This is a genomic window from Roseiarcus fermentans (assembly GCF_003315135.1).
Classification (GTDB): Bacteria; Pseudomonadota; Alphaproteobacteria; order Rhizobiales; family Beijerinckiaceae; genus Roseiarcus; species Roseiarcus fermentans.
This window is the reverse complement of sequence record NZ_QNRK01000008.1, coordinates 17,844-41,012: the sequence shown is the minus strand read 5'-3', so window position 1 is coordinate 41,012 and position 23,169 is coordinate 17,844. Positions and strand designations below refer to the sequence as shown.

The following is a 23,169-nucleotide window of genomic DNA, read 5'->3' as shown; positions in this document are numbered from 1 at the left end:
CCCGCCGCCCCGTAGCAAGAGGGCAACAAGCAGCGAGAGGAGTGAGACCCCATGAAAATGTATCAGGAAAGCTCGCCCCAGGAACGGATCGCCTTCTGGCTGATGGTCGGCGTGTCGCTTCTGCCGCTCGTGCCGTACGCGTTCAGTCAATAACGCTCGAGTCCAGTCCTCGCGATCGTCTCCAAGTTCTCGAGGTCGGTCTTGGTCGGCGCCGCGTGGTCTCCACGGATCGGATGCGCGCGTCAAATCTTGCGGAGGCAGGACATCCTGCCTGCGCCTTCGCCTGCGCCAACCGACTGACGATGGCGCCTGGCGTTTCGGTCGCTCCGTCTGACGACCGTCCCGCGCGGGCGGCCGTCCTCCCGTACGAGGTCCCGCCCGTCCCGGCGCTGTCCTGTCGCCGCCCGAACGCGTAAGAGTCCGCAGACCCCGCCGCTCATCGCCCGATCGCGGCCTCTTGCTGACGACCCGCATGGTTTCCTCACCCGCCCATCGCATCCTCGTCATCGGCGACGTGATGACCGACGTCATCGTCCGGCCCGAGGGCGCGCTCGCGAAGGGATCGGACCGGCGCGCAAGAATCCGTTTCGAGCCGGGCGGCTCGGCCGCCAATCAGGCCGCCTGGCTCGCGGCCTTCGGCGTCGCGGTCGATTTCGTCGCCCGCGTCGGCGCGGACGATGTCGAGACCGAGCGGACGCGGCTGGCGGCCGCGGGGGTCACGGCGCATCTCGCCGGCGACCGCGACCGCCCGACCGGCCGGCTGGTGGCGCTGATCGACCCGTCGGGCGAGCGCAGCTTCTTCACCGACCGCGGCGCGAACGAAGCGCTCGCGCCGGCGGATATTTCTGACGCGCTGATCGCGGGCGCGGCGCACGTGCATCTGTCCGGCTACGCCTTCTTCGCCGCATCCCCGCGCGCCGCCGCGCTCGACGTGATCGCGCGGGCCGGGGCGACCCCGATCAGCGTCGATCCCGCCTCGTCGGAATTTTTGCGCGAGGTCGGGGCGGAAAGCTTTCTCGACTGGACGCGCGGCGCGGCGCTGCTGACGCCCAACGCCGACGAGGCCGAAGTCCTGACCGGGACGCGCGATCCCGAGGCGCAGTGCGCCCGCCTCGCCGCACGCTACCGGCTGGTCGTGATCAAGCGCGGCGCCGCGGGCTGCGTCGCGGCCGAGGGCGCGCGGCGCTGGCGCGTCGAGGCGCCCGCGGTGGAGGCGGTCGACACCACCGGCGCCGGCGACGCCTTCGCCGCCGCCTTCCTCGCCGCGCGCCTGGACGGCGTCGAGGTGGAGGTCGCCTTGAACCGCGCCGTCACGGCGGGGTCGAAGGCGGCGACGCGGGTCGGGGGGAGGCCGGAGGGGCGGCGCTGACCTCTCCGTGATGACCGGCCGCGCTTCCCGTCAGGGCGGCGCTTTCCATCTTCGCCGCAGCTGATGGGATCTTTCACCTTGCGTGATAGACTTGAATACTCGTGTGGCTGTTCCTATTTCCAGCAGGAACGAGCTTGCGAAGACAAACTTGTTTCGGCATTGATCACGATCAGTATTTCGCAGGCCGGCCGTTACACCTCTCGAATCCGGAGCTTTCCATGTCCATCCGTCCCGTCAAGCGCGTCGCCCTCAGCCGCCCCACCATGGAGGGCGCGGGGGTCAAGCTGCGCCGCGCCTTCGGCTTCGGCGACACCTCCGACTTCGATCCGTTCCTGATGATGGACGATTTTCGCGGCGATCAGCCCGCCGACTATCGCGCCGGCTTTCCCTGGCATCCGCACCGCGGCATCGAAACGATCACCTACGTGCTCGCCGGCGACGTCGAGCATCAGGACAGCCTCGGCAACAAGGGCAGGCTCGGGGCGGGCGACGTCCAGTGGATGACCGCGGGCCGCGGCATCCTGCATCAGGAAATGCCGTCGGGCGACGCGAAGGGCCGCATGCACGGCTTCCAGCTGTGGGCGAACCTGCCGGCAAAGCTCAAGATGACCGCGCCGCGCTACCAGGACGTCGGCTCGGCCGAGATCCCGGAGGTCACCGACGACGACGGCACGACGGTGCGGGTGATCTGCGGCGAGTTCTGGGGCAAGACCGGCCCCGTCGACGGCGTCGCCGCCGAGCCGCGCTACCTCGACGTGTCCGTTCCGGCCGGGAAAAAGAAGCGCCTGAAGGTCGAGGACTATCGTCAGGCCTTCGCCTATGTGTTCGAGGGGTCGGCCGACTTCGCTGACGCCTCCGAACCATTCGGGGTGCTGCGCGAGACCGAGGTCGGCGGCCGCGACGTTCTGGTGCGCGATTCGGTCGGCAACCGCTCGCTGGTCGTGTTCGGCGCCGGCGACGAGATCGTCGTCCAGGCGGGCGAAGAGGGCGTGCGCTTCCTGCTCGTCTCAGGCCGGCCGTTGCGCGAGCCGATCGCCTGGCACGGGCCGATCGTGATGAACACCGACGCGGAAATCCGTCAGGCGATGATGGACCTGCGCGACGGATCGTTCATCCGGCGCTGAGCCGGGCGAATTTGCTGTGAATTGGCGAGGTCCGGCGTGGCCGGGCCTCGCTGCGGCGCGGTATGATCGGGCGTTTCGAAGACGCCGAGGACGCGATGAAGAAGCCCGCCGCCAAGCCTAGGAAGCCCGCCGCCAAGAGCCGGAAGAAGCGCGCGGGTCCGCTCGACACGATGTTTTCGGGCGTCGACATGGACGCGCTGCGCTTGCTGATGGAGTCCCTGCCGGTTGAAGACCGGTCGGTCGCGGACATGATCGAGCCGTTCCTGTCCGCCGACCCGACTTCGGTCGAGGAGATGCCCGAGGGCGAAGCGATTTCCGAACTCGCCGAAGAGCTGGATCGGTTGCGCGTCGACGCCAACGGCGGCGATCCGCGCGCCCGCGCGGCGCTGAGCCGCGCCCGGGGCATGATCGACGAGGCGGCCGCGCAGGACGCCATCCATCCGGGAATCCTGATGATTCTCGGCCGGGCGTTCGAGGGCGCCCACGTCGACATCGGCGACGCGGCGCGCGCCTCGATGGGCCGGATGGTCGCGCACGGCGTGTTGCGCGAGCCGGGAGACGAAGCCTATCGCGACCTCCTGAACAATCTCGTCGCCGACGATTTCACCCTGCACGAGGAGATCCGCTGCCTGTCGGCGATCTTTCCGGCCGATTATCGCGCTCGCCTCGTCGAGGGCTTCGCCGCCGACGCCGACGAAGCGGCGCGCCGGAGCGCGGTCGGTTTCCTGCTCGACCCGGACGATACGACCGCGCTGGCGGCGCTTCGCGGACTGGCCGCCGCCGCCGCGGGCGGCGGCCTCGACGCCGTCGCCCGGCGAAGGATCGCGCTGATCCGTCCCTGGCTGACGGCGGCCCGGCGCGACGCGGTGGACCGCGCCTTCCCGGCGGACCTTGCCGCCGGCGCGCCCGTTTCCGCCTCGATCGTCGGCGCGAGCGCATCGGCCTGCGACGGTTCGGGCGCATCGAGCCTGATTGCGACGGTCAAGCGCGGCGCGCGGTTCGACGTCGTCGCGGTGATGGCCAAGCCGTCGGGAGTGGCCGACTCCTATGTCATGGAGAAGCTCACCCGGAAGGAGGTCGAGGCGGTACAACAAGGCGCGCGCGGCGCCACGCCGTCGGCCGACACCCCTCTGGAACCGTGGCTTCGCCTGGTCCGGCTGGCGCTGGGGCGCAATCGCGCCGGCGACACGCCGCCGCCGTTCGAGTTCGTCCGCGCCGTCGAGGCGCTCGGGCTCGGGGCTCTCGTCCCGGACGAGACGACGCCGGCCGACATCATCGGGTCGCTTCTCGCCGACTTCCCGGACCGCGACGACCCGGCGGCGATCGAGCAGGCGCACGAATCGGTGTTGGAGATGGATGCGGCGGACAACTGGTTCGAGGCCGGCGAGGCGGTCGAGGCCGTCCTGCGCCCGGCCGCCGACATCGGCGCCGGCGCGCGGGCGCTGCTCGAGCATCATCTGCCGAAGCGGCGCGCCTTCTGGGCGAGCCAATGCGCCCTGACCGCCCTGGCGCTCAAGGAGGCGACGCGGCCCGAGCCGTGGCGCGAGCTGGCGCTGGTCGGCCGGGACGTCCTCGGCGACGCGCCGCTCTCCGACATCCCGCTGATGGTCCAGATCGCCGAGCGCAGCGCCGCGGCCTTTTTCGCTTACGGCGCGTGACGGCGCCGCGCTCCCGGTCTCACCGCGCCGGCCTGATCATCCGCGTCATGATATCGTCCTTCACCACGAAGCGATGCCAGAGCGCGCCGACGAGATGGAGCGCGACCAGCACGAGCAGGACCGGCCGCATCATCAGGTGGTGCAGGCCCGCCACGCCCGGCAGCCAGAACCAGGCGACGAGCCCCGCGAGCGCGCCGCCGATCAGGTCGAGATAGAGCCCGACATGGACGGCGCTCGCCAGCCATTGCAGCGCGGGATGCTGCTCGGGCTGCGGCGGCGCGCCTCGGGAGCGGCGAATCCCGAGCCGCCAGACCATCAGGAGCAGGACCGCGGCGCCGACGACGACGTGGATCGTCGCCCAGCCCGGGTTGACTGCGGCCGGAGGGCCGCCGTGGGCGGCGCGGAACAGGTCGGTCATCCGGTCGCCGGTGAACCACTGGTAGGCCACCAGAACGAAGACGAGCCAGTGCAGCGCGATCTGGCGAAAGCTGTAGCCGCTCGAAACCGCCGTCATCACAATCCCCTCTGCTGCAAGGCCTCGGCATAGACGGCCAATGTGTCGCCCGTCATGCGCATCGCCGAGTAGAACGTCGCCGTTCGTTCGCGCGACCGGCGCCGCGTCGCCTCGCGCGCCGAGGCGCCGAGGGTCAACGCCGTCTCGATCGCCTCGGCGAGCGCGCCGGCGTCGCCGGGAGGGACGAGCCAGCCGGTCCGCTGCTCGGGCGGCGCGTGCGGCGGCGCGAACACGACTTCCGACGCCGCGCCGACGTCGGCGACGATGACGAGCGCCCCGGCGGCGGCGGCCTCGATCACGGCGCGCGTCACGCCGTCAGCGTCGCGGGTCGGAAACGCCACGACGCTCGCGGCGACGAAGGCGGCGGGCCGGTCGACCTCGGCCCCGAGACGAACCACCGCGTCCTTGACCCCGCGGCGGACGGCGAGCTGGTCGAGTTCGCGCCCGACCGAGGGCTTTTGCCCTTCGCCCGCCAGCACCCAGCGGAGATCCTCCAGGCCCCGGCCCGCCAGCAGCGCCGCCGCCTCGACCATCAGCGCCTGCCCACGCCCCGGCGCGAGCCGGCCCGGCGCGAGCACCACCCGTTCGTGCGACGCGACGCCCCAGCGTTCGCGCGCCTTGCCGACGCGCTGGCGGCTGATGGCCTCGGGGGAGAAGCGGGCCACATCGAGACCCGGCCGAACCAGTCTCAGCCGCGGCGCGGCGGCGGGAAACATCGCGAGGACGCGCCCGGCGGCGTAGTCGGAGGCCGCCACCACCAGATCGCCCTCGGCGATCGCCGATTCGAATCGCGTGCGCGGCGGCGCCGTCGGGCCCTCGCCGGGAATGGAGGTCACCAGCGCGCGCCCGAGCGTCCGGGCGGCGCCGAGCGCCACCCAGGCGGCGGAGCGCGAACGGGCGTGGACGAGGTCGACCCGCTCGGCCGCGAGGATTCTCGCCAGCCGCCGGACGTTGAGCATCATGGAAATCGGATTTTCGCTCGAGGCGGGAAACGGCACGTGCAGCGCGCCGACCGCCTGGGCTTCGCTGGCGAGCTCGTCCCGCTCGGAGAGGACGAGCGCGCGGGCGCCGGCTTCGACCAGCGCCTCCGCAACCGCCACCGTCGCGCGCCGATCGGCGCCGGCGGAGGCGGGCGAGGCGATCTGCATGATCGTGCGGCCCGCGAGCGGGGCGTCGGCGCCGCGCCCGAAGGGGGAGAACGGCTCGCCGTTCACGCGCGGCTTCGCTCGGGCGCGCCGGCGCGATAGAGAGAGACGCGGGCGCACAGGGCGGCAGGGCCCGTGACCAAGCGCGGCGCCGCAAGGACGATGAGCGACGTGTCGAACCAAGAGCCGAAGGTTTTCACAGTCGGGATCCCCCCGTATCAACGGGGTATCGCCTTTCGCCGGCGCGCGCCAGCGGGAAACGGGCGGCCGGGCCTCGTCTGGCTCGGCGGCTATCGCTCGGACATGGACTCGACCAAGGCGAGCGCGCTCGACGCCGAGGCGGAGAGGCTCGGCCTCGGCCTCCTGCGCTTCGACTATTCCGGTCACGGCCTTTCGGAGGGGCGGCTCGCGGACGGGACGATCTCGCGCTGGCTCGAGGAGACGCTGGCGATCGTCCGGGCCGAGACTCTTGGGCCGCAAATCGTCTTCGGCTCGTCGATGGGCGGCTATCTCGCGCTGCTGATGGCGCGCGCCCTGGCCGAAACGGGCGAGAGCGGGCGCCTCGCCGGCCTCGTCCTGATCGCCCCCGCGGTGGATTTCACCGAGGCGCTGATCTGGGCGAGGGCGCCGGAGGAGGCGCGGCGCATGATCATGGCAACGGGCGCGTGGCGGCCGCCGTCGGCTTATTCCGGGGAGCCCGACGTCTTCACCCGCGCTCTCATCGAGGACGGACGCAGGCACCTGCTGTTCGGCGGCATGATCCGCACCCATTGCCCGGTCGCAGTGCTTCAGGGGATGCAGGACGACGCCGTCCCCTACGGCCATGCGCTGGCGCTGATGGAGCGATTGGGCGGCGACCCGGCGACCCTGACCCTGATCAAGGACGGCGACCACCGACTGTCGCGCCCGCAGGACCTCGCGCTGCTGTTCGGGGCGCTTCAGCGGATGCTCGATCAGCCGGCGGGCGAGACCCGCTTGCCGGACTCTAGACTGGCCGCACGGCGCCGCAAACCCCCGGAGATCGCATGGACTTCTCCCGTTTCGTCGCCTCCGGCGCGGCCGCGCTCGCCGAAGGCGCGGTGATCGAACGGGTGCGGCGCGACCCGCTGCTCGCTCTCGATCCGCACATTCTCAACGGCGGCCTCGTCTACGACGCGGCCGGCCGCGCGCAATTGGCCGCAATTCATGGCGGCTACATCGGATCGGCGCGCGCAGCCGGACTGCCGGTCCTCGTCTTCACCGACACCTGGCGATGCTCACGGCGGAGAGTCGAAGCGTCGCGGTTCGCGGGACGGCCGGTCAACCCGGACAACGCCCGCTTTCTCTGCGCGCTCAGGGACACTTTCGGCGAAGGGCCGCCGATCTTCGTGGGCGGCCTGGTCGGTCCCTCCGGCGACGCCTACAAGCCCGAGGACAGTCTCGACCGCCGCGCCGCGCGCGACTTCCACGCGCCCCAGGTCGATGCGCTCGCCTCCGCCGACGTCGATTTCCTGCACCTGGCGACGGCGCCGAACGTCGAGGAGGCGCTCGGCGTCGCCGACGCGATGGCCGCCACCGGCCTGCCCTACCTGATCAGCTTCGTGATCCGGCGAACCGGCGTCGTGCTCGACGGAACGCCGCTCGGGCTGGCGATGGAGCGAATCGACGCCGCGGCGCCCCGGCGGCCCGCCGGCTTTTCGGTCAACTGCGTCCACGCCCGGGTGCTGGAGACGGCGCTCGAGGCCGTCACGGCCGCGCATCCGGACGCCTGTGGGCGCCTCCTGACCTTTCAGGCCAACGCCGCCGACCGTGAGGTCGAAGAGCTGGACGGCAGCGAGGACCTCGTCACCGAGCCGGCCGCCGACTTCGCCGCCGATGTCGAGCGCCTGCGGCGCCGATTCGGCCTGCGCGTCCTCGGCGGCTGCTGCGGAACCGAAGGCGGACACATCGAAGCGCTCGCGAGGCGACTCGCCTGCGACGCCCCCGAGTGACGAAATCTTGCGCAGCGCGCGGCGGAATCGGCGTGGTGTGGGTCGCAAGCGAGCGTCGGCGCGACGGGCGGGATCAGGAAACCGTGAAAAAGACACATTTCGCGAGCATCAAGCGGCATCGATTTTTGGCTCAATGCCTCGGCCCGCCCTGCGTGGCTCACGACACAAGCTCCGGACATCGATACATCAGTGCGAACGATCGCGTTCGCTCGGCGCGGTTCTTATCGTCGCGAAGGGAAATTCATGCTTATTGGAACTGTCAAATGGTTCAACCCCCAGAAGGGCTTCGGCTTCATTCAGCCTGACAACGGCGGAGCGGACGTGTTCGTCCACATCAGCGCTGTCGAGCGCGCCGGACTGGGGACGTTGAACGAGGGTCAGAGAGTCTCGTTCCAGTTGACGACGGACCCCCGCAAGGGCAAGTCGTCGGCGGACAATCTCAAGCTGGCTTGAGATTTCCGATCGGCCTCGCAGGCTGTCCTTTGCGAGCATAATAAACAAACTGGCCGCGCGCGACGACGAGAAGGCTCTCAGGCTTTATCGCCAGGAGGTCTCGTTTTCTGCGCGCAGCCTTGCTTTTTGCGGCTTCCGCCGTCAGCACATGGAGTTCGCCCTTGCAGGTCCTCGTCCGCGACAACAATGTCGATCAGGCTCTTCGCGTCCTGAAGAAGAAACTGCAGCGCGAAGGCGTGTTGCGGGAATTGAAGCTGAGGCGCCATTACGAAAAGCCGTCGGAAAAGGCGGTGCGCGAAAAGGCCGAGGCCATCCGCCGGGCGCGCAAGCTCGCGCGCAAGCAGGCGATTCGCGAAGGTCTGATCGCCGCGCCGAAGAAGAAGATTCTGCCCCCCAGGCCGGGTGGGCGAGGCCCCTCCACCTACCAGGGCCCCGACGCCAATCGCACTGGCCCCGAGACGCCGCCGTCGTTCCGCTGACCCCGATGGTTCGTTGAAGCCCCGATCCGCCTCCGCGGCGGGGACGAGACGACGACCCGCCTTCACGAAGGTTTTGGCGATGGGGTCGCCCGGGGCGGTGCTGCGGCGCCGCCCGCGCCGATTTTCACCGATCGCATGGCCGCCAATGTGGGCGCGTTAGCGCCCTCAAGCGCATTCGTCTGGATCGCCGCCTTGCGCGGCGCTGCGCGGATGGGGGTCTGCCGGCCGGTTCCGGCGCCGCGCTTCACGTCGCCCCGTAGCGGTGCAGGCTCGCCCCGTGCGCCTTGAGCCACGCCTCGGCCCGGTCCACGTCGGGCGAAACGCGACCGACCAACGTCCAGAATTTTTGCGAGTGGTTCATGTGCAGCATGTGCGCGACCTCGTGGGCGGCGAGATAGTCGAGCACGTAGGGCGGCGCGAGGACGAGCCGCCAGGAGAAGCTGAGCCGCCCCGTCGACGAGCAGGAGCCCCAGCGGCTGACCGTATCGCGCACGGAAATCCGCGTCGGCCGCACGCCGATCGCCGCGGCGTGGCGGGCGACGGCCGCCTCGATGTCCTTGCGCGCTTCCCCCTTGAGGAAGTCGCCGACCCGCCGCGCCACGTGCGGCCGCTCGCCGGCGACGCAGATCATGGGCCCGCGCGCGCCCGCCTCGACCCAGACGACCCCGCGCGCGCCCGGCCGATGGACGATGGTGTGGTCGACGCCGCGCAGCGGCGCCTTGGCGTCGGGCTCGAACGGGACCGGCCGCGGCAGGCGGGCGAGCCGTACGCCGATCCACGCCGTGTGGCGCTCGGCGAACTCGCGCGCCGCCTTCATCGACGCGCGCGCCGGCATGGTGAGCAGCACATCGCGGCTCGCCGAGCGCACCCGCAGCGTGAACCGGCGCGACCGCGCCGAGCGGTTGATTTCGATGCGATAGATCTCGCCGTCATGGGCGAGGTCGAGATGCGCGGGTTCGGGCCCGCGATCGAACAGCCGCAACACTCCGCCCATGGCCATCGTCAGCGCCGCACGTCCTCTCGCCCCGCCCGATTCGGAGTCTAGCAGAACTGCGGCGTCCGCAGGCGCGATCCGCGCGCGACGAGCGCGGCTACAGCAGCCGCCATGCGAGCGGCGGCGCGGGCTTGAGCAGCGTCGGCAGGCCGGCCGCGACCAGCGCCACCGCATCGGCCACGCGCGCGACCGCCGCGTTTGTCCGCCCTTGCGCGTCGCGGAACCGTCGCCCGATCGGCGTCGTCGGCACGAGCCCGTATCCGACCTCGTTGGAGACGAAGATCGCCGGGCCGGCGAGCGCCGGGATCGCGCCGACGAGCCGGGCGACCTCGGCCTCGACGTCGCGGCCGGAAAGCATCACGTTGGTCAGCCACAGGGTCAGGCAGTCGACGAGCGCCACCCGGCCCGGCCGCGTTTCCGCGGCGAGCGCCTCGACGAGGTCGAGAGGCTCCTCGCGGGTGCTCCACCCGGCTCCGCGGTCCGCCCTGTGGCGCGCGATGCGCTCCGCCATCTCGTCGTCGCTCGCCGTCGCGGTCGCGAGGTAGAGCCGCTCGGGCGCGGCCGATTCGGCGAGCGCCTGGGCATAGGCGCTCTTGCCCGAGCGCGCTCCGCCGAGCACGAGAACGGCGCGCGCGCCGACGTCGATGGCCTGCATGATCCTACCCCTGAAAACCGACCGGGCGCGTGCCCGGGCCGCACACGAGAAACCGCTCGGCCGGCATCCACCACACCTCGTCCGGATGGAACCGCTCGATCGCGCCCCAGTCGAATCCGCAGTGCTGATGTTCGAGCCAGACGACGCGCCCTGCGTGCTGTAACAGCATCGGCGCGAAATGCGCGCCGGTGAACGAATCGCCGAGGATCATCACGGTCGGCCCGGGCCGGCCGGAGCTCTCGGAAAAGTCCTCCCACCATTTCGCGGTCAGCAGGTCCTTCGGACCGTCCGTCAGCTTCAGCTCCTCGACAGTCTCCGACACGCCGTCCTGGACCCCGAGCATGCGCGCCAGATCGCCGCCCGTCTTGAGCGACGGCGGCGCGAGCGCGGTCGCCGGATCGAGCTTCCAATCGGGATGGCCGTCGGCTTCGACCACGGCGTTGAAGGCCGCCAGCGCGCCGCGCGGCGTCCAGTGGGTGTCGTGCCGGTAATAGGCCGGCCCTTCCGTCCGCGCCCTCGCCATCACCGGCCGGAGGTCGACCGTGCGCACGCCTCGTTCGGCGAGGCCCTGCAGGAAGAGGTCGTATTCCGTCTTCCGCCCGTGATTCTGCGCCCAGTCCGGCAGGGCTTCCTGATAGACGGTCGAGCCGTTCGGCGGCGGCGCGACGAGGAAGCGCACGCCGCGCTTCCCGAGCGCCGCGTTCATGGCCGCAACGAGATCGACGGAGGCCGCGACGCGCTCGTCGCGCAGCACGAGCCCGGCGCTCTGCCGCACCGCCTCCTCGCCGAGATAGAACATCCGGCCGTCGCGGCCGACCAGCACCCCGTCGGACCCCGACCCGAGCATCGGCTTCGTCAGCTCCTTGTTGGCGCGGATCAGCGCCTGGCGAAGGCCGAAATGGTCCTTGAGCCAGGCGTCGACCGCCGCGGGCAGCGCCGTCAGCCGGGCTGCGCTCGTGGGCCACCCGGGCGCCGGCGCGAGCCTGCGCCCTTCCTTCATCACGCTCGCCGGACTGTCCGGCGCCACGAGGCCGACGACGAGGGGCGCCGCGATCAGGATCGCGGCGAGAAGCGCGAAATAACGGCGCCGTGGCGCGATCAACCCTGTCGTCACCGCGGCAGTCCGACCGGCCACAAGCCCGGCTTGCAGTTCATGAACCGCTCGGTCGGCATCCACCACACCTCGTCGGGGCGATAGACGTCGATCCACTTCCAGTCGAAGCCGCAGCGCTGGTGGTTGATCCAGATCGCCCGCCCCACATGCTGCATCAGCATGGTGGTGAAGAGGTCGGTGGTGAACGAATCGCCGATCACCAGGATCGTCGGTCCCGGCCTGCCGGAGACCTGGACGTGATCGGGCATCGGCCGCGGCGACAGCTCCGCCTCGCGCGTTCCGGCGGACAGGTTGAGCTCGTTCGTCGGCTCGCTCAAGCCCTGCTCCACGCCGAAATACCGCGCCACATCGAGGTGGGTGCGGCGGGTCTCCGGCCCGAGCGAGGTCGCCGGGTCGATCCTCCAGTCGGGATGGCCGTCGGCCTCCGCCACCGCGTTGAACCCCGCGATCGCGCCGGCCGCCGTCCAGTGCGAATCGTAGAAGAAGTAAGCCTTGCCGGCCGCCTTGGCGGCGGCGAGCGGCGGCCTCAGGTCGACCGCCTGGATTCCGCGCGCGGCGAGATCGGCGAGATAGAGGTCGTATTCGGTGCGCCGGCCTTTGTTCTGCGCCCAGACCGGCAGGTCGTCGTTGTAGACGGTCGCCGAGTTCGGCGGCGAGGCGAAGAGGAACTTGATTCCGCGCGCCTTCAGCTCGTCGCGCATCCGCGCCAGCATGTCGACCGTCTCGGCGATCCGCTGGTCGCGGACGACGAGGCCCGCGCTCTGCCGGACGAGGTCGTCGCCCTGATAGAACATCCGCCCGTCGCGGCCCATCAGCAAGTCGGCGTTGCCGAAGCCGAGCATCGGCTTGGTCAGATCGTGGTGCAGCTGGATCATCGCGTGGCGCAGGCCGAAATGATCCTTGAGGAAGGCGTCGGTCGCGGCGGGAAGATCCTGCCAGTCGGCGAGGCCGCGCGGCGCTGCGGGCGGGGGCGCGAGCCGCCGTCCCTCGCGCTCGACCAGCGCCGGACTGTCGGGCGCGACGAGGCCGACGACGAGCGGGGCCGCCAGCAACAGGAAGGCGAGCGCGGCGAACCAGCGCCGGCGGCGGGGCATCAGGCCGGGGCGCGCCGCGGCCTTGCTGTGCGCGGGCGCCGACGCCGCGGCGATGGTTTCGGTCATCGCTTCAGAACTTGAAGTAGAGGAACGGGCTGTAGGCGCCCGCCGCCACCGTGATCATCGACACGATCAGCAGCGCGAACGTCCAGCCGGCGTCGGCGGCCGCTCTCAGCAGGGCCGGCGCCGCGATCCTCGGGCGGAAACGCGGCAGGACCGCGATCAGGCAGCCGATCGCCAGCATGGTCACCGCACGGTCGCTGAGCGCGTCGTGCATGTCGAAGCTGACGTCGCCCCAGCCGTTGAAGCCGAGAAGGCTGGCGAAATAATCCCCGGCGGTCGTGAGATCGGCGGCGCGGAACAGGACCCAGCCGCCCATGACGGCGAGCAGCGCGTAAGCCCATCGCAGCGCCACGGGCAGGCGCGCGAGCCGGGCCTTGAGCCCGAGCCGCTCGACGACCAGAAAGGCGCCGTGCCAGACGCCCCACAGGACGAAGGTCCAGTTGGCGCCGTGCCAGACCCCGCACAGCACGAACACGGTGACGAGGTTGCGATAGGTCGCGAGATCGGAGCCGCGGTTGCCGCCGAGCGGGACATAGAGGTAGTCGCGCAGCCACGACGACAGCGACATGTGCCAGCGCCGCCAGAACTCGGTGATCGACAGCGCGGTGTAGGGCAGATTGAAATTGCGCGGAAAGGTGAAGCCGAGCACGATTCCGAGCCCGATCGCCATGTTCGAATAGCCGGCGAAGTCGAAGTAGATCTGGATCGTGTAGGAGAGGAGGCCGATCCAGGCCTCGGGCGCCGTCCGGTGGGGCGCGTGGTCGAAGGCGACCGCGACCAGCGGCGCCACCAGGTCGGCGATCAGAACTTTTTGCGCAAGGCCGATGATGAAGATGCGCGCGCCGGCGGATGCGCGCCCGAGCGTCTGCCGGCGCCGGTCGAGCTGCCGCGCCACCGTCTTGTAGCGGACGATCGGCCCGGCGACGAGCTGGGGAAAGAGCGAGATGTAGAGCGCGACGTCGACGGGATCGCGGTTGGCGCCGAAGCGGCGGCGGTAGACGTCGATGACGTAGCTCAGGCAGTGGAAGGTGAAGAACGAGATGCCGAGCGGCAGCTCGATGTTGGTCTGGCCGAAGTCGAGCCCGAGGGGTTTCAGAGCGGCGGCGAAATTCGCGGTAACGAAATTGGCGTATTTGAACAGGCCGAGCACCAGCAGGTTGCCGGCGACGGCGGCGGCCAGCGCCCACTTGCGGCTTTCGCCGGCGCGCGCGTCGATCAGAAGCGCCGCGCCGTAATTGAAGGCGATCGAGAACAGCAGGATCAGGAGGAAGCGCGGCTCGCCCCAGGCGTAGAACACCAGCGAGAACATCAGCGTGACGACGTTCTTGGCCGCAACCGTCGGGGTCAGCACGTAAGCGGCGAGGAAGATCGGCAGAAAATAAAACAGAAATGTTACGGACGAAAACACCATGCCTGATCGCCTTCGCTGCCTGGCCTCCCCTCTCGCCGCGGTGCGAGCCGGAGGCCATGCGTCGCTTGCTCGCTTCGGGGAGGACGGACGCCCGCACGGGGTCGGCGACGCCTATAGCCTCCCCGGGCGCGGGCGGCAACGCTGCGTGAGACTCGCGAGGCGTCCCCTCATCCGGCCGGCGATCGCGGGCCGCTTTCGGGATCCCCCCTCCTCCGCCGGGCGAGGGCGCCGCCGAAGGCGACGGACGAGAGGTCGAGGCGATCCTCGGTGCGTCGCGGCTCAGTCCCACGCAACCCGCAACGCTTCGAGCCCACGGAAATGATACGCGTCCCGGCAGCGCGGGCGCTCGGCGAGGCGCAGCCCGGGAAGGCGCTCGAACAGAATCGGCAGGGCGATCGTCATTTCGAGACGCGCCAGCGGCGCGCCGACGCAGAAGTGGAGGCCCGCGCCGAAGGTCACGTGCGGGTTGGGATCGCGCACCGGTTCGAACGCGTCCGGGTCGGGAAAGCGCGCGGGGTCGCGGTTGGCGGCGCCGAGCAGGAGCCCGATCTTGTCGCCCTGCCTCAGCGACACGCCGTAGGCCTCGACGTCCTCGAGCGCGTAGCGGGTGAAGAGGTGCAGCGGCGGGTCGATGCGCAGCAGCTCCTCGACGGTCGCGGCCGTCGTTGTCGCGTCGGCGAACAGCGCGCGCGGGTCGAGGTTGCGATCGAGGATGGTCCGGACCGCGTTGCCGATGGCGTGCACCGTCGCCTCGTGGCCGGCGTTGAGCAGGAGGATGCAGGTGGTGACGAGTTCCTCCTCGCTGAGCCTGCCCTCCTCGCTTTCGGCGACGAGAAGCTGGCTGATCAGGTCGTCGCGAAGGTCGGCGCGCCGGGCCTTGGCGTAGCCGCGCATGAAGTCGGCGAATCTTTGCGCCGCGGCGGCGGCGGCGATCTCGACGTCGCGGGTCACCCCGAACTGGTACATCGCCACCATCCGGTGCGACCAGTTGAGCAGTTGCGGGCCCATCGCGCGCGGCACGCCCAAGAGGTCGGTGATGATCGCGACTGGAATGGGGGTCGCGAAAGCCTCGATCAGCTCGGCCGCGCCGTCGCCGCGCAGGGCGTCGATCCGCTCGCGGGCGAGACTTGCGATGCGCGGGGCGAGCTTTTCCGCCTGGCGCGACACGAAGGCGCGATTGATCAGATTTTTCAGCCGCGTGTGCCCGGGCGGCTCCATCTCCAGCAGCGAATGGCGCTCGAGCGCGTCGAACGGCGCGAGATGCCGTTTCGGCGCCGGCCAGCCGAGCCGCTCGCGACTCATCAGGTGCAGGATCTGGCGGCCGAAGCGCTTTTCGCGCAGCAGGGCGGAGACGTCGTCGTGTGCGGCAAAGCACCAGAAGCCGTAGTCCTCCCAGAAGAACGCCGGCGCCGCGGCGCGGATCGCGGCATAGGCCGGATAGGGATCGTCGGTGAAGACGGGATCGCGCGGGTCGAGGCGGAGGCGACGGGATTGCGGGTCGATAGCGATGCTCATGCCGCGAAGCGCTTCCATGAGATTGGCCGGTTCGACGACACACTCGGCCCCCTCAGTCGGCCAGCCCCATCACGAACGCCAGAGCGACGTTGAGGCGCCTGATGTCGACTTCGTCCAGGCGGCCGACCGGCTGTCCCACCCGGTTCCGCCGCACAGTCACGGGTTTGTCCGCCATGATCTGCGAGCGCGCCCGCAAGCCGTTTCCCTTGTTCGGCTCGATCGTCACCCGAAAGTCGGGCGCCTCGACGAGTTCCGACGTCATCTGACAGATCACCACCGACGCGTGGGTCTTTGGAAACGCGTCAGTCTGCACGATCACCGCCGGCCTCGGTTTGCCATAATCGCCGGCGGCCGCAACGATCACGACGTCACCGCGCTTCATCGTCGTCGGAGCGCGCGGGCCCGTCGAACTCCGAGACCCGTTCGATCCAGGCCAGCGCATCGTCTTCGTCGACTGGAGAGAGGCGCGCGACCTGAGCGGCAACCCGCGCGCGCACCGATTGCGAGCGCGGGTCGGGCACGACGAGACGCAGTTCACGCAGGCCCTGCACGCGCCGTCGCCCTCGCATCGTCTTCATTCTCTCGGCAGGCGCCGTCATTTCGTACGCTCCTGTCTCGCGCCGCCAGCGTAACGCGTTACATCCCCGCCGACAACAGAGCAGGCGCCCCATCGGCTTCGCCCTTGGTCGAAGGCGGGCGGTCGCCTCCTCCGCTACCCGAGCGGATAGGCCGCCTCGACGACGTAGGGGCCGCCGCCGACGCTGTCGCGCGAGGAGAACAACACGAAGCGCGCAGCCGTGAACCCGTCGACCGCCAGCGCGCCGCGCGCGGCGAGGTACTCGGCGACCGCACGCGGCTTGACGCGGCGCAAACGCGCGAGCGTCACGTGCGGCGTGTAGTTTCGCGTCTCGGGCGGCACGCCGATGCGGCGCATCCGCCGCTCCTGTTCGGCCTGAAGCTCGACCAGCGCCGGGTCGGGCGTCACCCGCACGACCAGGGCGCGCGGCTTGTCGCCGCCGAACCACGACAGGCCGTCGAAGCGCACGTCGACCGGCGGGCGGCGAATCTCGTTCAGCGTCTCGGCGATGTCGCGGGCGACGCCCGCGTCCACGTCGCCGACGAAGCGCAGGGTGATGTGGTAGTCGGCGGGCCCGATCCAGCGCGCGCCGGGAACGCCGCCGCGCGCCAGCGCCACCGCGCCGGCGACGGCGTCCGGCAGTTCCAGTCCGGTGAACAGGCGCGGCATCTCGAACCCACTCGACTTGCGTCCCGCTCGGGACGCGAGAGGCGATCAGGGAGTCCTTGATACCACCGACGTCAAGGGGACGCTGGCGAGTTGCGGCGAAATCATCCGGATCGGAGACTCCTCCTTGCGGGCGCGCCGATAAAGATCGGGTACGATGAATCCGCACAGAAACCCCAGGGAGGATGACACCGCGAGTGGCAGCCAGGGCGGCGCCCGTCCCTCGGTCGCCGGGGTCAGGGCGAGAAGTTGGACGCAGATGAACATGGCGAAGCTCATGACGACCGCGCACAGGACGCCATCGGCGAGGCGCCGCGCCCACCCCTGGCCGAGGCGAAGATCGAGGTCGCACAGGACCGCGATCGACAGGCTGGTCGCAAACGCCAACGGCGCCATCGGGGAGAGCGGATAGTCGGAGAAATCGACTTCGGCCGCGATCGCCTGATGCGCCATCGCAATCGCCGTTCGTTCGACAAGGAAGGAAAGGACGCCGGCCACAAACGCCCACTCGAGCCACTGAAGATAGGGCAGCGTCGCGGCGCGGGGCTTGCCCTTCCGCAATTTGGGCAGGACCGCGGTCAGGACGCCGATCGTCCGCGTGGCGCCGATCAGGATCGCGATCATCGGAAGCGGCAACGCCGACGGGCCGTGCGGAAGCGCAATGGCCACAATCGCGAGCATTGCCACGGTCATGAGGAAGCCCATGAAGAGAATCGGTCCGACGTCGAGACGCAGATAGGCCTCCTCTGCGGGAAAATAGCCCATGGATTGCAATCTGCTGTCGATCCGGGATTCAGACGGCTCGACGATGAGCAACGTTTGCGCCAGGAACTCCGTCATCTGACGATGAATTTTGTTGCCTATCTCGCTGTAGTATTTTTCCGCCTCCTTGAGGGCGCCCTGTCCAGCCGCGCCGTCCAGGCGCGACAGCTTCTCGAACAGAACGAAGAACGCCTGCGATTCTGCCACGTAAACCTTGAAGTTTGTTTCGATCGAATCCCAGGCGCGCTGGCGGTATCGAAACGGTTCGATATAGGCAGGCAGTTTCGCCAGATCGTGCAGTTCACGAAAAAGTCGAACGGTGCGGGTGAGGCTCCCTCGCGGCGTATCGGCGGCGTCTACCCCCAGCTCGCCAGCAATTTCATTGGGAAGACCAGCGTAGCCGAAGATCCAATTGCGTATATCCCCGACCTCGGCGTCATTCACGCGAAGCGAGTCGAGCGTGAGCCTGTCGGCAAGGTTTCGCACGCCCTGTGGAATGCGCCCCCACGCGTGAAACTGCTGAAGCAGCCAGGCGTCGGCGGCGCTCACGACGACGGTGTTCGGAAGCAGGGTGGTCAGCAAGACCGCCGCCAGCACGGGGGGCGCCGCGTAGTCCGCAACGGCCTTTTGAAAATTCTCCAGACCCAGAAAAGGCAGCACCCCGGGTCTCAACACCACCACACAAAGCAAAAGGAACAGCGCTAGCGACGTGACAACATAGCCAGCGCCGGTCAGAAAAAACAATAGGCGCGTGGTCGATGTGCGATTTGTTTCCGGTGTATTGAATTTCCTCGCCGCATAGAACATGACGACGACGGCGCACAAGATAGTAACGTAAGGGCTGTCGGTAATGTTATGATCAACGAAATGCGGGGCTGGAGTTTCCATTGTAACCTCCATCCACTTCAACATCTGTGGAGGTAGCCGCAATGGTGTTGTGAGTCTGTGATGCAGATCACACGCGAAAGAGCTGCTTCAGGGAAGGCGTGCAGCTCGTTTCGCTCGAGCGTTTGGGGAAGGGTCTCTTCAGTGCCCGGTGTCGTCGGCGCCGCGGGTCGCCTCGAACAGGAACCAGGTTCGCCGCTCGGTCTCGTCGATCCAGACCTCGAGCAGGCTCGCCGAGGCGACGTCGCCGTTGTCGTCGCAAAGCGCGTGCGCCTTGCGCATCGAGGCGACGACGGTCCGGTTGTCGGCCTCGAGCTCGCGCAGCATGTCGAGCGGCCCGACGAACGCCTCGTCGTTGTCCTTGATCGACTGGAGCTTTGAGATCTCCCCGATCGACTTGAGGGTGGTCTGCCCGAGCTTGCGCACCCGTTCCGCCAAGGGATCGATCATGGCGTAGATCTGCTCGCCGTGCTCGTCGAGCAGCAGGTGATAGTCGCGAAAATGCGGCCCGCTCATGTGCCAGTGGAAATTCTTGGTCTTGAGATAGAGGGCGAAGGCGTCGGCGGCGAGGCCGTTGAGGGCGCCGGCGATCGCCTTGACGCCGTTCTCGCTGAGGTCGGTCGGCGTCGCCAGCGCGCCCTTGCCCTGACCGCCGTTGCCGGATTTTTCGAGTCTGCTCATTGCGCGATTCCCTTTTTCGAGCGCAGGCTGCAGCGCCCCGCCGACAACGCCTCGCCCGGCCGGAAGTTCCCGAGGAAATCGCAAGGCAGGCGAAAAATTCGCGCGAGGACGGCGCGGCGCAGGAAGGGCGCGCCCCCGGATTTTGGCCGCAAATGAGACGATTTCAGGAGGAAAGGCGCGGGGAGCGGGCGGGACGAACACACAGGGTCTTTTCCCCGCAGTCGGATAGACTCGTGGAAAATGGCCAGATTGCGTGGATATCGATCAATCGTCGGCTTCTTTACAGAAGCTTCGGTTGCGACTTGGGTCCGAATGTGGGCTTCAAAGCCGGGCGCCGAATGCCGTGACCAAGGAGAAAACTCCTATTTGTCCTTATGCAGCCCGTCCGGTACGGGAGCCGAGGCAGGCGGCGGAGCGGGACGGAATGGCGGTGGCGGAGCCGGGCGCGGCAATGCCGAGGCGGGGGCTTGGACTTGTCCTCCCCGCCGCGTGTAGCCCTCGCTCAACGGGCGAATGACGCTGCCGCCGTTAATTCCGCCATCGTATGCAAGCCGGCGACTCGCCGTGTTCGTCTTCTCGCTCATGCGAAGCCCGTTCAGTCTGCAACTGGAAACTCAATGTGGATCTCACGTCAATCGGTGCTGCCGCCAACGCCAGCCCTCCCCCTACCCCCGCTCCTTGGAAATGAACTGCCGAAACCGCTCCGACGTCGCCCCGGAAAACAGCGCGTCCGGCTCGCCCTCGGCCTCGACCAGCCCCTGATGCAGGAACATCACTCGGGTCGACACGTCGCGGGCGAAGCCCATCTCGTGGGTGACGACCAGCATGGTGCGGCCTTCCTCGGCGAGCGCGCGCATCACGCGCAGCACCTCGCCGACCAGTTCCGGGTCGAGCGCCGAGGTCGGCTCGTCGAACAGCATCACCTTCGGCCGCATCGCGAGGGCGCGGGCGATGGCGGCGCGCTGCTGCTGGCCGCCGGAGAGATGGGCGGGGTAATAGTTCCACTTGTCGGCGATGCCGACCTTGGCGAGCAGCGCCCGCGCTTCGTCGGCGCATTCGGCGCGCGGGCGCTTCTGCACGTGCACCGGCGCCTCCATCAGATTTTCCAGCACCGTCAGATGCGACCAGAGGTTGAAGTTCTGGAACACCATGCCGAGTTCTGAGCGGATGCGGTCGACCTGGCGCCGGTCGGCGGGCTCGGCGGTCCCGTCGCCACGGCGGCGCATCTTGATCAGTTCGCCAGCGACACTGACGTCGCCGGCGTCCGGCGTCTCGAGCAGGTTGATGCAGCGCAAAAAGGTGCTCTTGCCCGAGCCGGACGAGCCGAGGATCGAGATGACGTCGCCGTCGTTGGCGGTCACCGAAATGCCCTTCAGCACCTCGAGCGCGCCAAAACGCTTGCGCATGTCCTTGACGGTGAGGGCGGGGGTCGCGGCGGCGGTCATGGTCGTCGTCCTCTCTGCGTCAAGGCGCGGCGGTCGGGCTTCGGCAGTCGTCAGTCGGAATCAAGTCCGACTGCCGACTGCCCCCTGCCGACCTGGCGACGGGATGGCTTCGCATCGCTCGCAACGACGGACCCTCCCTCAGCTCGGCCGCGCGCGCAGGTGCGGCGACAGGCGGCGCTCGAGGCTCAAGAACGCGGCGCCGAGGATGTAGTTGATGGTGAAATAGATGGCGCCGGCGAGGATCAGCGGCAGATAGGTGACGAGCGTGTCGTTGCGGATCTTCAGCGCCACGCTGAGCACGTCCCACAGCGTGATCAGGGACACGAGCGCGGTCGCCTTCACCATCGAGATCATTTCGGTCGAATAGGCCGGCAGCGCGTGCCTCAGCGCGATCGGGAACACGATCCGGCGGAACATCAAGAGCCCCGACATGCCGCAGGCCTTGGCCGCCTCGCCCGCGCCGTGCGGGACGGCGAGCAGCGCGCCGCGAAAGATCTCGGCCTGGTAGCCCGCGGTGCACAGCCCGAGCGCGAGCACGCCGCAGTACAGCGGATCGCGCAGGACCGGCCAGAGGATGCTGTGACGCACCGCGGGAAGCGACGCGAGGCCGTAATAGACGAGAAACAGCTGGATGAGCAGCGGCGTGCCGCGGAAGATCGCGACATAGGCGCGCGCCAGGATCTCCAGCGGCCGCGAGCCGCTGACCCGCATCCAGACGACCCCGGCGGCGATCAAGCCGCCGAGCACGACCGACAGGAACCACACTTCCAGCGTCAGCGGCAGGGCGGCCATCAGGCGCCAGAAGGTGGTCGCGGCGAAGTCCCAGTCCATGGCGCTACCCCGCGATCCGGCGCATGCCGCGAGTGGCGCGCGCTTCCGCAATGTCGAACAGGCGGGTCGTGACCAGCGTCATGGCGAGATAGAGCACGAGGCCGCCGACGTAGAAGGCGAACGGCTGATGGGTCGAGGCGGCGCCGACCTGGCTCACGCGCATGAGTTCAGCGAGGCCGGTGACCGAGATCAGCGACGAATCCTTGAGCGCCACCTGCCATAAATTGCCGAGGCCCGGCAAAGCGAAGCGCAGCACCTGCGGCGCGATGATGCGCTGGAACATCAGCCAGCGGTCCATGCCGACGCTGACCGCGGCTTCGAGCTCGCCCTTCACAATGGCCAGGTAGGCTGCGCGAAAGACTTCCGCCTGATAGGAGCCGGAAATCACCCCGACCGCGAGCGCGCCGGCGACGAAGGACGGCACGCCGATGAAGCCGTCGTAGCCGACCAGCTTCGCGCCCGTCGTCAGCAGGGTCGAGGAGCCGAAATAGACGAAATAGACGACCAGCAGCTCCGGCAGGCCGCGAAACAGCGCCGCATAGGCTTCGCCGGCCGCGCCGGCGAGCCGGTTGCCGGAGAGCCGCGACCAGGCGACCAGCGCGCCGATCACGGCGCCGATCAGAAGCCCGCAGGCCGAGACGAGCAACGTCATGCCGGCGCCCGCGAGCAGCGCCAGCCCCCATCCGCCTTCGCCGAAACCGAAGATTTTCAGAATGTCCACGCCGACTGCCCACGCAAGTTCGGCGCCGTCCGGCGGGCGGGCGGCGCCTTGTCAATGGGTCAGGGCGTGGTGTCGATCTTGAACCACTGGAGCGAGTATTTCTTCACCGACCCGTCGGCGAAGGCCGCGTCGAGCGCCTTGTTGAACTTGGCGGTCAGGTCCGCGTCGGACTTGCGGATGCCCATCGCTTCGCCCACGCCGAACACGTCGCCGATGATCTCGGGCCCGACGATGACCAGGTCCTTGGCGTCAGGGCTCTCGAGGGTCGCGGCGACCGTCGGGTAGTCGTCGAGGCCGACGTCGATGCGGCCGTTCTTGAGGTCGAGGTCGCGATCGTCGGTGGTCTTGTACTCTTTGACGGTCGCGATGTCCTTCAAGTACTTGCTGGCGAAATTGGCGTGGGTGGTCGACACCTGGACGCCGACCGTCTTGCCCTTGAGGGCGGCCTGAACGGCCTTGATCGCCGCGTCGGCGGCCTTCGGATCCTTGATGGCGTTGACCGGCTTGCCGGCGCCGAGCTTCTTGGCGACGTCGCTGTCCTTGGCGGCCATGAAGGCGGCCGGCGGCGCGGCGTAGGGCTTCGAGAAGTCGATCTCCTTCTTGCGCTCGTCGGTGATCGACATGCCGTCCATGATGACGTCGAACTTGCCAGCCTTGAGGCCCGGGATCATGCCGTCCCAGTCCTGGGCGATGATCTTGCACTCGACGCCGGCGCGCTTGCAGAGGTCGTTGGCCAGATCGACCTCGAAGCCGACGATCTTGCCGCTCGAATCGGTCTGATTCCAGGGGGGATATCCGCCTTCCATGCCGATGACGACGGTCTTCCACTCCTTGGCGTAAGCGCCGGTCGCGAGCGCCGCGCCGACGGCCGCGCCGAGCGCGACCGACTTCCAGAGTCTCGAGCCCATCAAACCCTCTCCCACATTCTTCTTCACGCGACCCGTCGGCCACAAGGTCCGGGTCCGGCCTCCTGACGGAAAACCGAACCACAGTCTTACATGCGGGTCGCTGGGTTGGAAATGCGCCGGCGCCGACAAAATTGA

Annotated in this window: 24 protein-coding genes; 7 read left to right on the top strand and 17 right to left on the bottom strand. The window is 69.0% G+C overall.

Features of this window, described 5'->3' with window-relative positions; genetic code table 11:
- Positions 1–472: 472 nt before the first annotated feature.
- The 3 genes from DFR50_RS08600 (at position 473) to DFR50_RS08590 (ending at position 4,151) form a co-directional block, all read left to right on the top strand.
- On the top strand, positions 473–1,369 hold the full coding sequence (locus DFR50_RS08600; protein WP_113888795.1) for a carbohydrate kinase family protein: 897 nt from the start codon (positions 473–475) through the stop codon (positions 1,367–1,369).
- A 218-nt stretch (positions 1,370–1,587) separates the two neighbouring features.
- Entirely contained in the window at positions 1,588–2,493 is a 906-nt protein-coding gene (locus tag DFR50_RS08595; RefSeq protein WP_113888794.1) for a pirin family protein, read from the top strand.
- 95 nt (positions 2,494–2,588) lie between these two features.
- Positions 2,589–4,151, top strand: a complete 1,563-nt coding sequence (locus DFR50_RS08590; protein ID WP_147262703.1) for a protein kinase family protein — start codon at positions 2,589–2,591, stop codon at positions 4,149–4,151.
- 19 nt (positions 4,152–4,170) lie between these two features.
- Here DFR50_RS08590 and DFR50_RS08585 read toward each other — a convergent pair whose 3' ends face one another.
- Together DFR50_RS08585 and DFR50_RS08580 are read right to left on the bottom strand one after the other, a co-directional pair.
- Complete coding sequence (locus tag DFR50_RS08585; RefSeq protein ID WP_113888792.1) at positions 4,171–4,665, bottom strand: cytochrome b; 495 nt, start codon at positions 4,663–4,665, stop codon at positions 4,171–4,173.
- Complete coding sequence (locus DFR50_RS08580; RefSeq protein WP_245427469.1) at positions 4,665–5,879, bottom strand: glycosyltransferase; 1,215 nt, start codon at positions 5,877–5,879, stop codon at positions 4,665–4,667. Before DFR50_RS08580 ends, DFR50_RS08585 begins: the two co-directional genes overlap by 1 nt.
- A gap of 93 nt (positions 5,880–5,972) precedes the next feature.
- Between DFR50_RS08580 and DFR50_RS08575 the strand changes: the two genes are divergently transcribed.
- From DFR50_RS08575 to rpsU, 4 genes are all read left to right on the top strand, one after another.
- Complete coding sequence (locus DFR50_RS08575; RefSeq protein WP_113888791.1) at positions 5,973–6,893, top strand: alpha/beta hydrolase; 921 nt, start codon at positions 5,973–5,975, stop codon at positions 6,891–6,893.
- Positions 6,836–7,780 (top strand): homocysteine S-methyltransferase family protein, encoded by a 945-nt coding sequence (locus tag DFR50_RS08570; RefSeq protein ID WP_113888790.1) that lies wholly within the window; start codon positions 6,836–6,838, stop codon positions 7,778–7,780. Before DFR50_RS08575 ends, DFR50_RS08570 begins: the two co-directional genes overlap by 58 nt.
- Before the next feature lie 243 nt (positions 7,781–8,023).
- Entirely contained in the window at positions 8,024–8,233 is a 210-nt protein-coding gene (locus DFR50_RS08565) for a cold-shock protein (RefSeq protein WP_113888789.1), read from the top strand.
- Positions 8,234–8,394: 161 nt separating this feature from the next.
- The gene (gene rpsU, locus DFR50_RS08560; protein WP_113888788.1) at positions 8,395–8,712 is read left to right on the top strand and encodes a 30S ribosomal protein S21; all 318 of its coding nucleotides are present in this window, start codon (positions 8,395–8,397) and stop codon (positions 8,710–8,712) included.
- Positions 8,713–8,956: 244 nt separating this feature from the next.
- On the opposite strand, the gene DFR50_RS08555 is transcribed toward rpsU, so the two are convergent.
- The 15 genes from DFR50_RS08555 to DFR50_RS08485 form a co-directional block, all read right to left on the bottom strand.
- Positions 8,957–9,712: a M48 family metallopeptidase gene (locus tag DFR50_RS08555; protein ID WP_245427463.1), complete on the bottom strand. Its 756-nt coding sequence runs from the start codon at positions 9,710–9,712 to the stop codon at positions 8,957–8,959.
- A gap of 91 nt (positions 9,713–9,803) precedes the next feature.
- A complete protein-coding gene (gene cobU, locus DFR50_RS08550; RefSeq protein WP_113888786.1) occupies positions 9,804–10,361 on the bottom strand; it encodes a bifunctional adenosylcobinamide kinase/adenosylcobinamide-phosphate guanylyltransferase in 558 nt (185 codons plus the stop codon).
- Positions 10,362–10,365: 4 nt separating this feature from the next.
- Positions 10,366–11,475 carry an alginate O-acetyltransferase AlgX-related protein gene (locus DFR50_RS08545; RefSeq protein WP_147262702.1) on the bottom strand — a complete coding sequence of 370 codons (1,110 nt, stop codon included), beginning with the start codon at positions 11,473–11,475 and terminating at the stop codon, positions 10,366–10,368.
- Positions 11,472–12,635, bottom strand: a complete 1,164-nt coding sequence (locus DFR50_RS08540; RefSeq protein WP_113888784.1) for an alginate O-acetyltransferase AlgX-related protein — start codon at positions 12,633–12,635, stop codon at positions 11,472–11,474. Before DFR50_RS08540 ends, DFR50_RS08545 begins: the two co-directional genes overlap by 4 nt.
- 4 nt (positions 12,636–12,639) lie before the next feature.
- A complete protein-coding gene (locus DFR50_RS08535) occupies positions 12,640–14,043 on the bottom strand; it encodes an MBOAT family O-acyltransferase (protein WP_113888783.1) in 1,404 nt (467 codons plus the stop codon).
- 279 nt (positions 14,044–14,322) lie between these two features.
- Entirely contained in the window at positions 14,323–15,558 is a 1,236-nt protein-coding gene (locus tag DFR50_RS08530; RefSeq protein ID WP_113888931.1) for a cytochrome P450, read from the bottom strand.
- A 52-nt stretch (positions 15,559–15,610) separates the two neighbouring features.
- Positions 15,611–15,940, bottom strand: coding sequence for a type II toxin-antitoxin system PemK/MazF family toxin (locus tag DFR50_RS08525; protein ID WP_113888782.1), 330 nt, complete (start codon positions 15,938–15,940; stop codon positions 15,611–15,613).
- Positions 15,927–16,157, bottom strand: a complete 231-nt coding sequence (locus DFR50_RS08520) for an antitoxin MazE-like protein (RefSeq protein ID WP_245427461.1) — start codon at positions 16,155–16,157, stop codon at positions 15,927–15,929. The genes DFR50_RS08525 and DFR50_RS08520 overlap by 14 nt, the downstream gene beginning before the upstream one ends.
- A gap of 113 nt (positions 16,158–16,270) precedes the next feature.
- On the bottom strand, positions 16,271–16,804 hold the full coding sequence (gene thpR / locus DFR50_RS08515; RefSeq protein WP_113888781.1) for an RNA 2',3'-cyclic phosphodiesterase: 534 nt from the start codon (positions 16,802–16,804) through the stop codon (positions 16,271–16,273).
- A gap of 45 nt (positions 16,805–16,849) precedes the next feature.
- Positions 16,850–18,451 carry a hypothetical protein gene (locus DFR50_RS08510; RefSeq protein ID WP_147262701.1) on the bottom strand — a complete coding sequence of 534 codons (1,602 nt, stop codon included), beginning with the start codon at positions 18,449–18,451 and terminating at the stop codon, positions 16,850–16,852.
- A gap of 138 nt (positions 18,452–18,589) precedes the next feature.
- A complete protein-coding gene (locus DFR50_RS08505; protein WP_113888779.1) occupies positions 18,590–19,129 on the bottom strand; it encodes a Dps family protein in 540 nt (179 codons plus the stop codon).
- Between the two features lie 665 nt (positions 19,130–19,794).
- Entirely contained in the window at positions 19,795–20,574 is a 780-nt protein-coding gene (locus tag DFR50_RS08500) for an ABC transporter ATP-binding protein (RefSeq protein WP_113888778.1), read from the bottom strand.
- Positions 20,575–20,712: 138 nt separating this feature from the next.
- Positions 20,713–21,405, bottom strand: a complete 693-nt coding sequence (locus DFR50_RS08495; RefSeq protein ID WP_113888777.1) for an ABC transporter permease — start codon at positions 21,403–21,405, stop codon at positions 20,713–20,715.
- Positions 21,406–21,409: 4 nt separating this feature from the next.
- Entirely contained in the window at positions 21,410–22,126 is a 717-nt protein-coding gene (locus DFR50_RS08490) for an ABC transporter permease (RefSeq protein ID WP_113888776.1), read from the bottom strand.
- A 59-nt stretch (positions 22,127–22,185) separates the two neighbouring features.
- The gene (locus tag DFR50_RS08485) at positions 22,186–23,034 is read right to left on the bottom strand and encodes a transporter substrate-binding domain-containing protein (RefSeq protein WP_113888775.1); all 849 of its coding nucleotides are present in this window, start codon (positions 23,032–23,034) and stop codon (positions 22,186–22,188) included.
- Positions 23,035–23,169 lie beyond the last annotated feature (135 nt).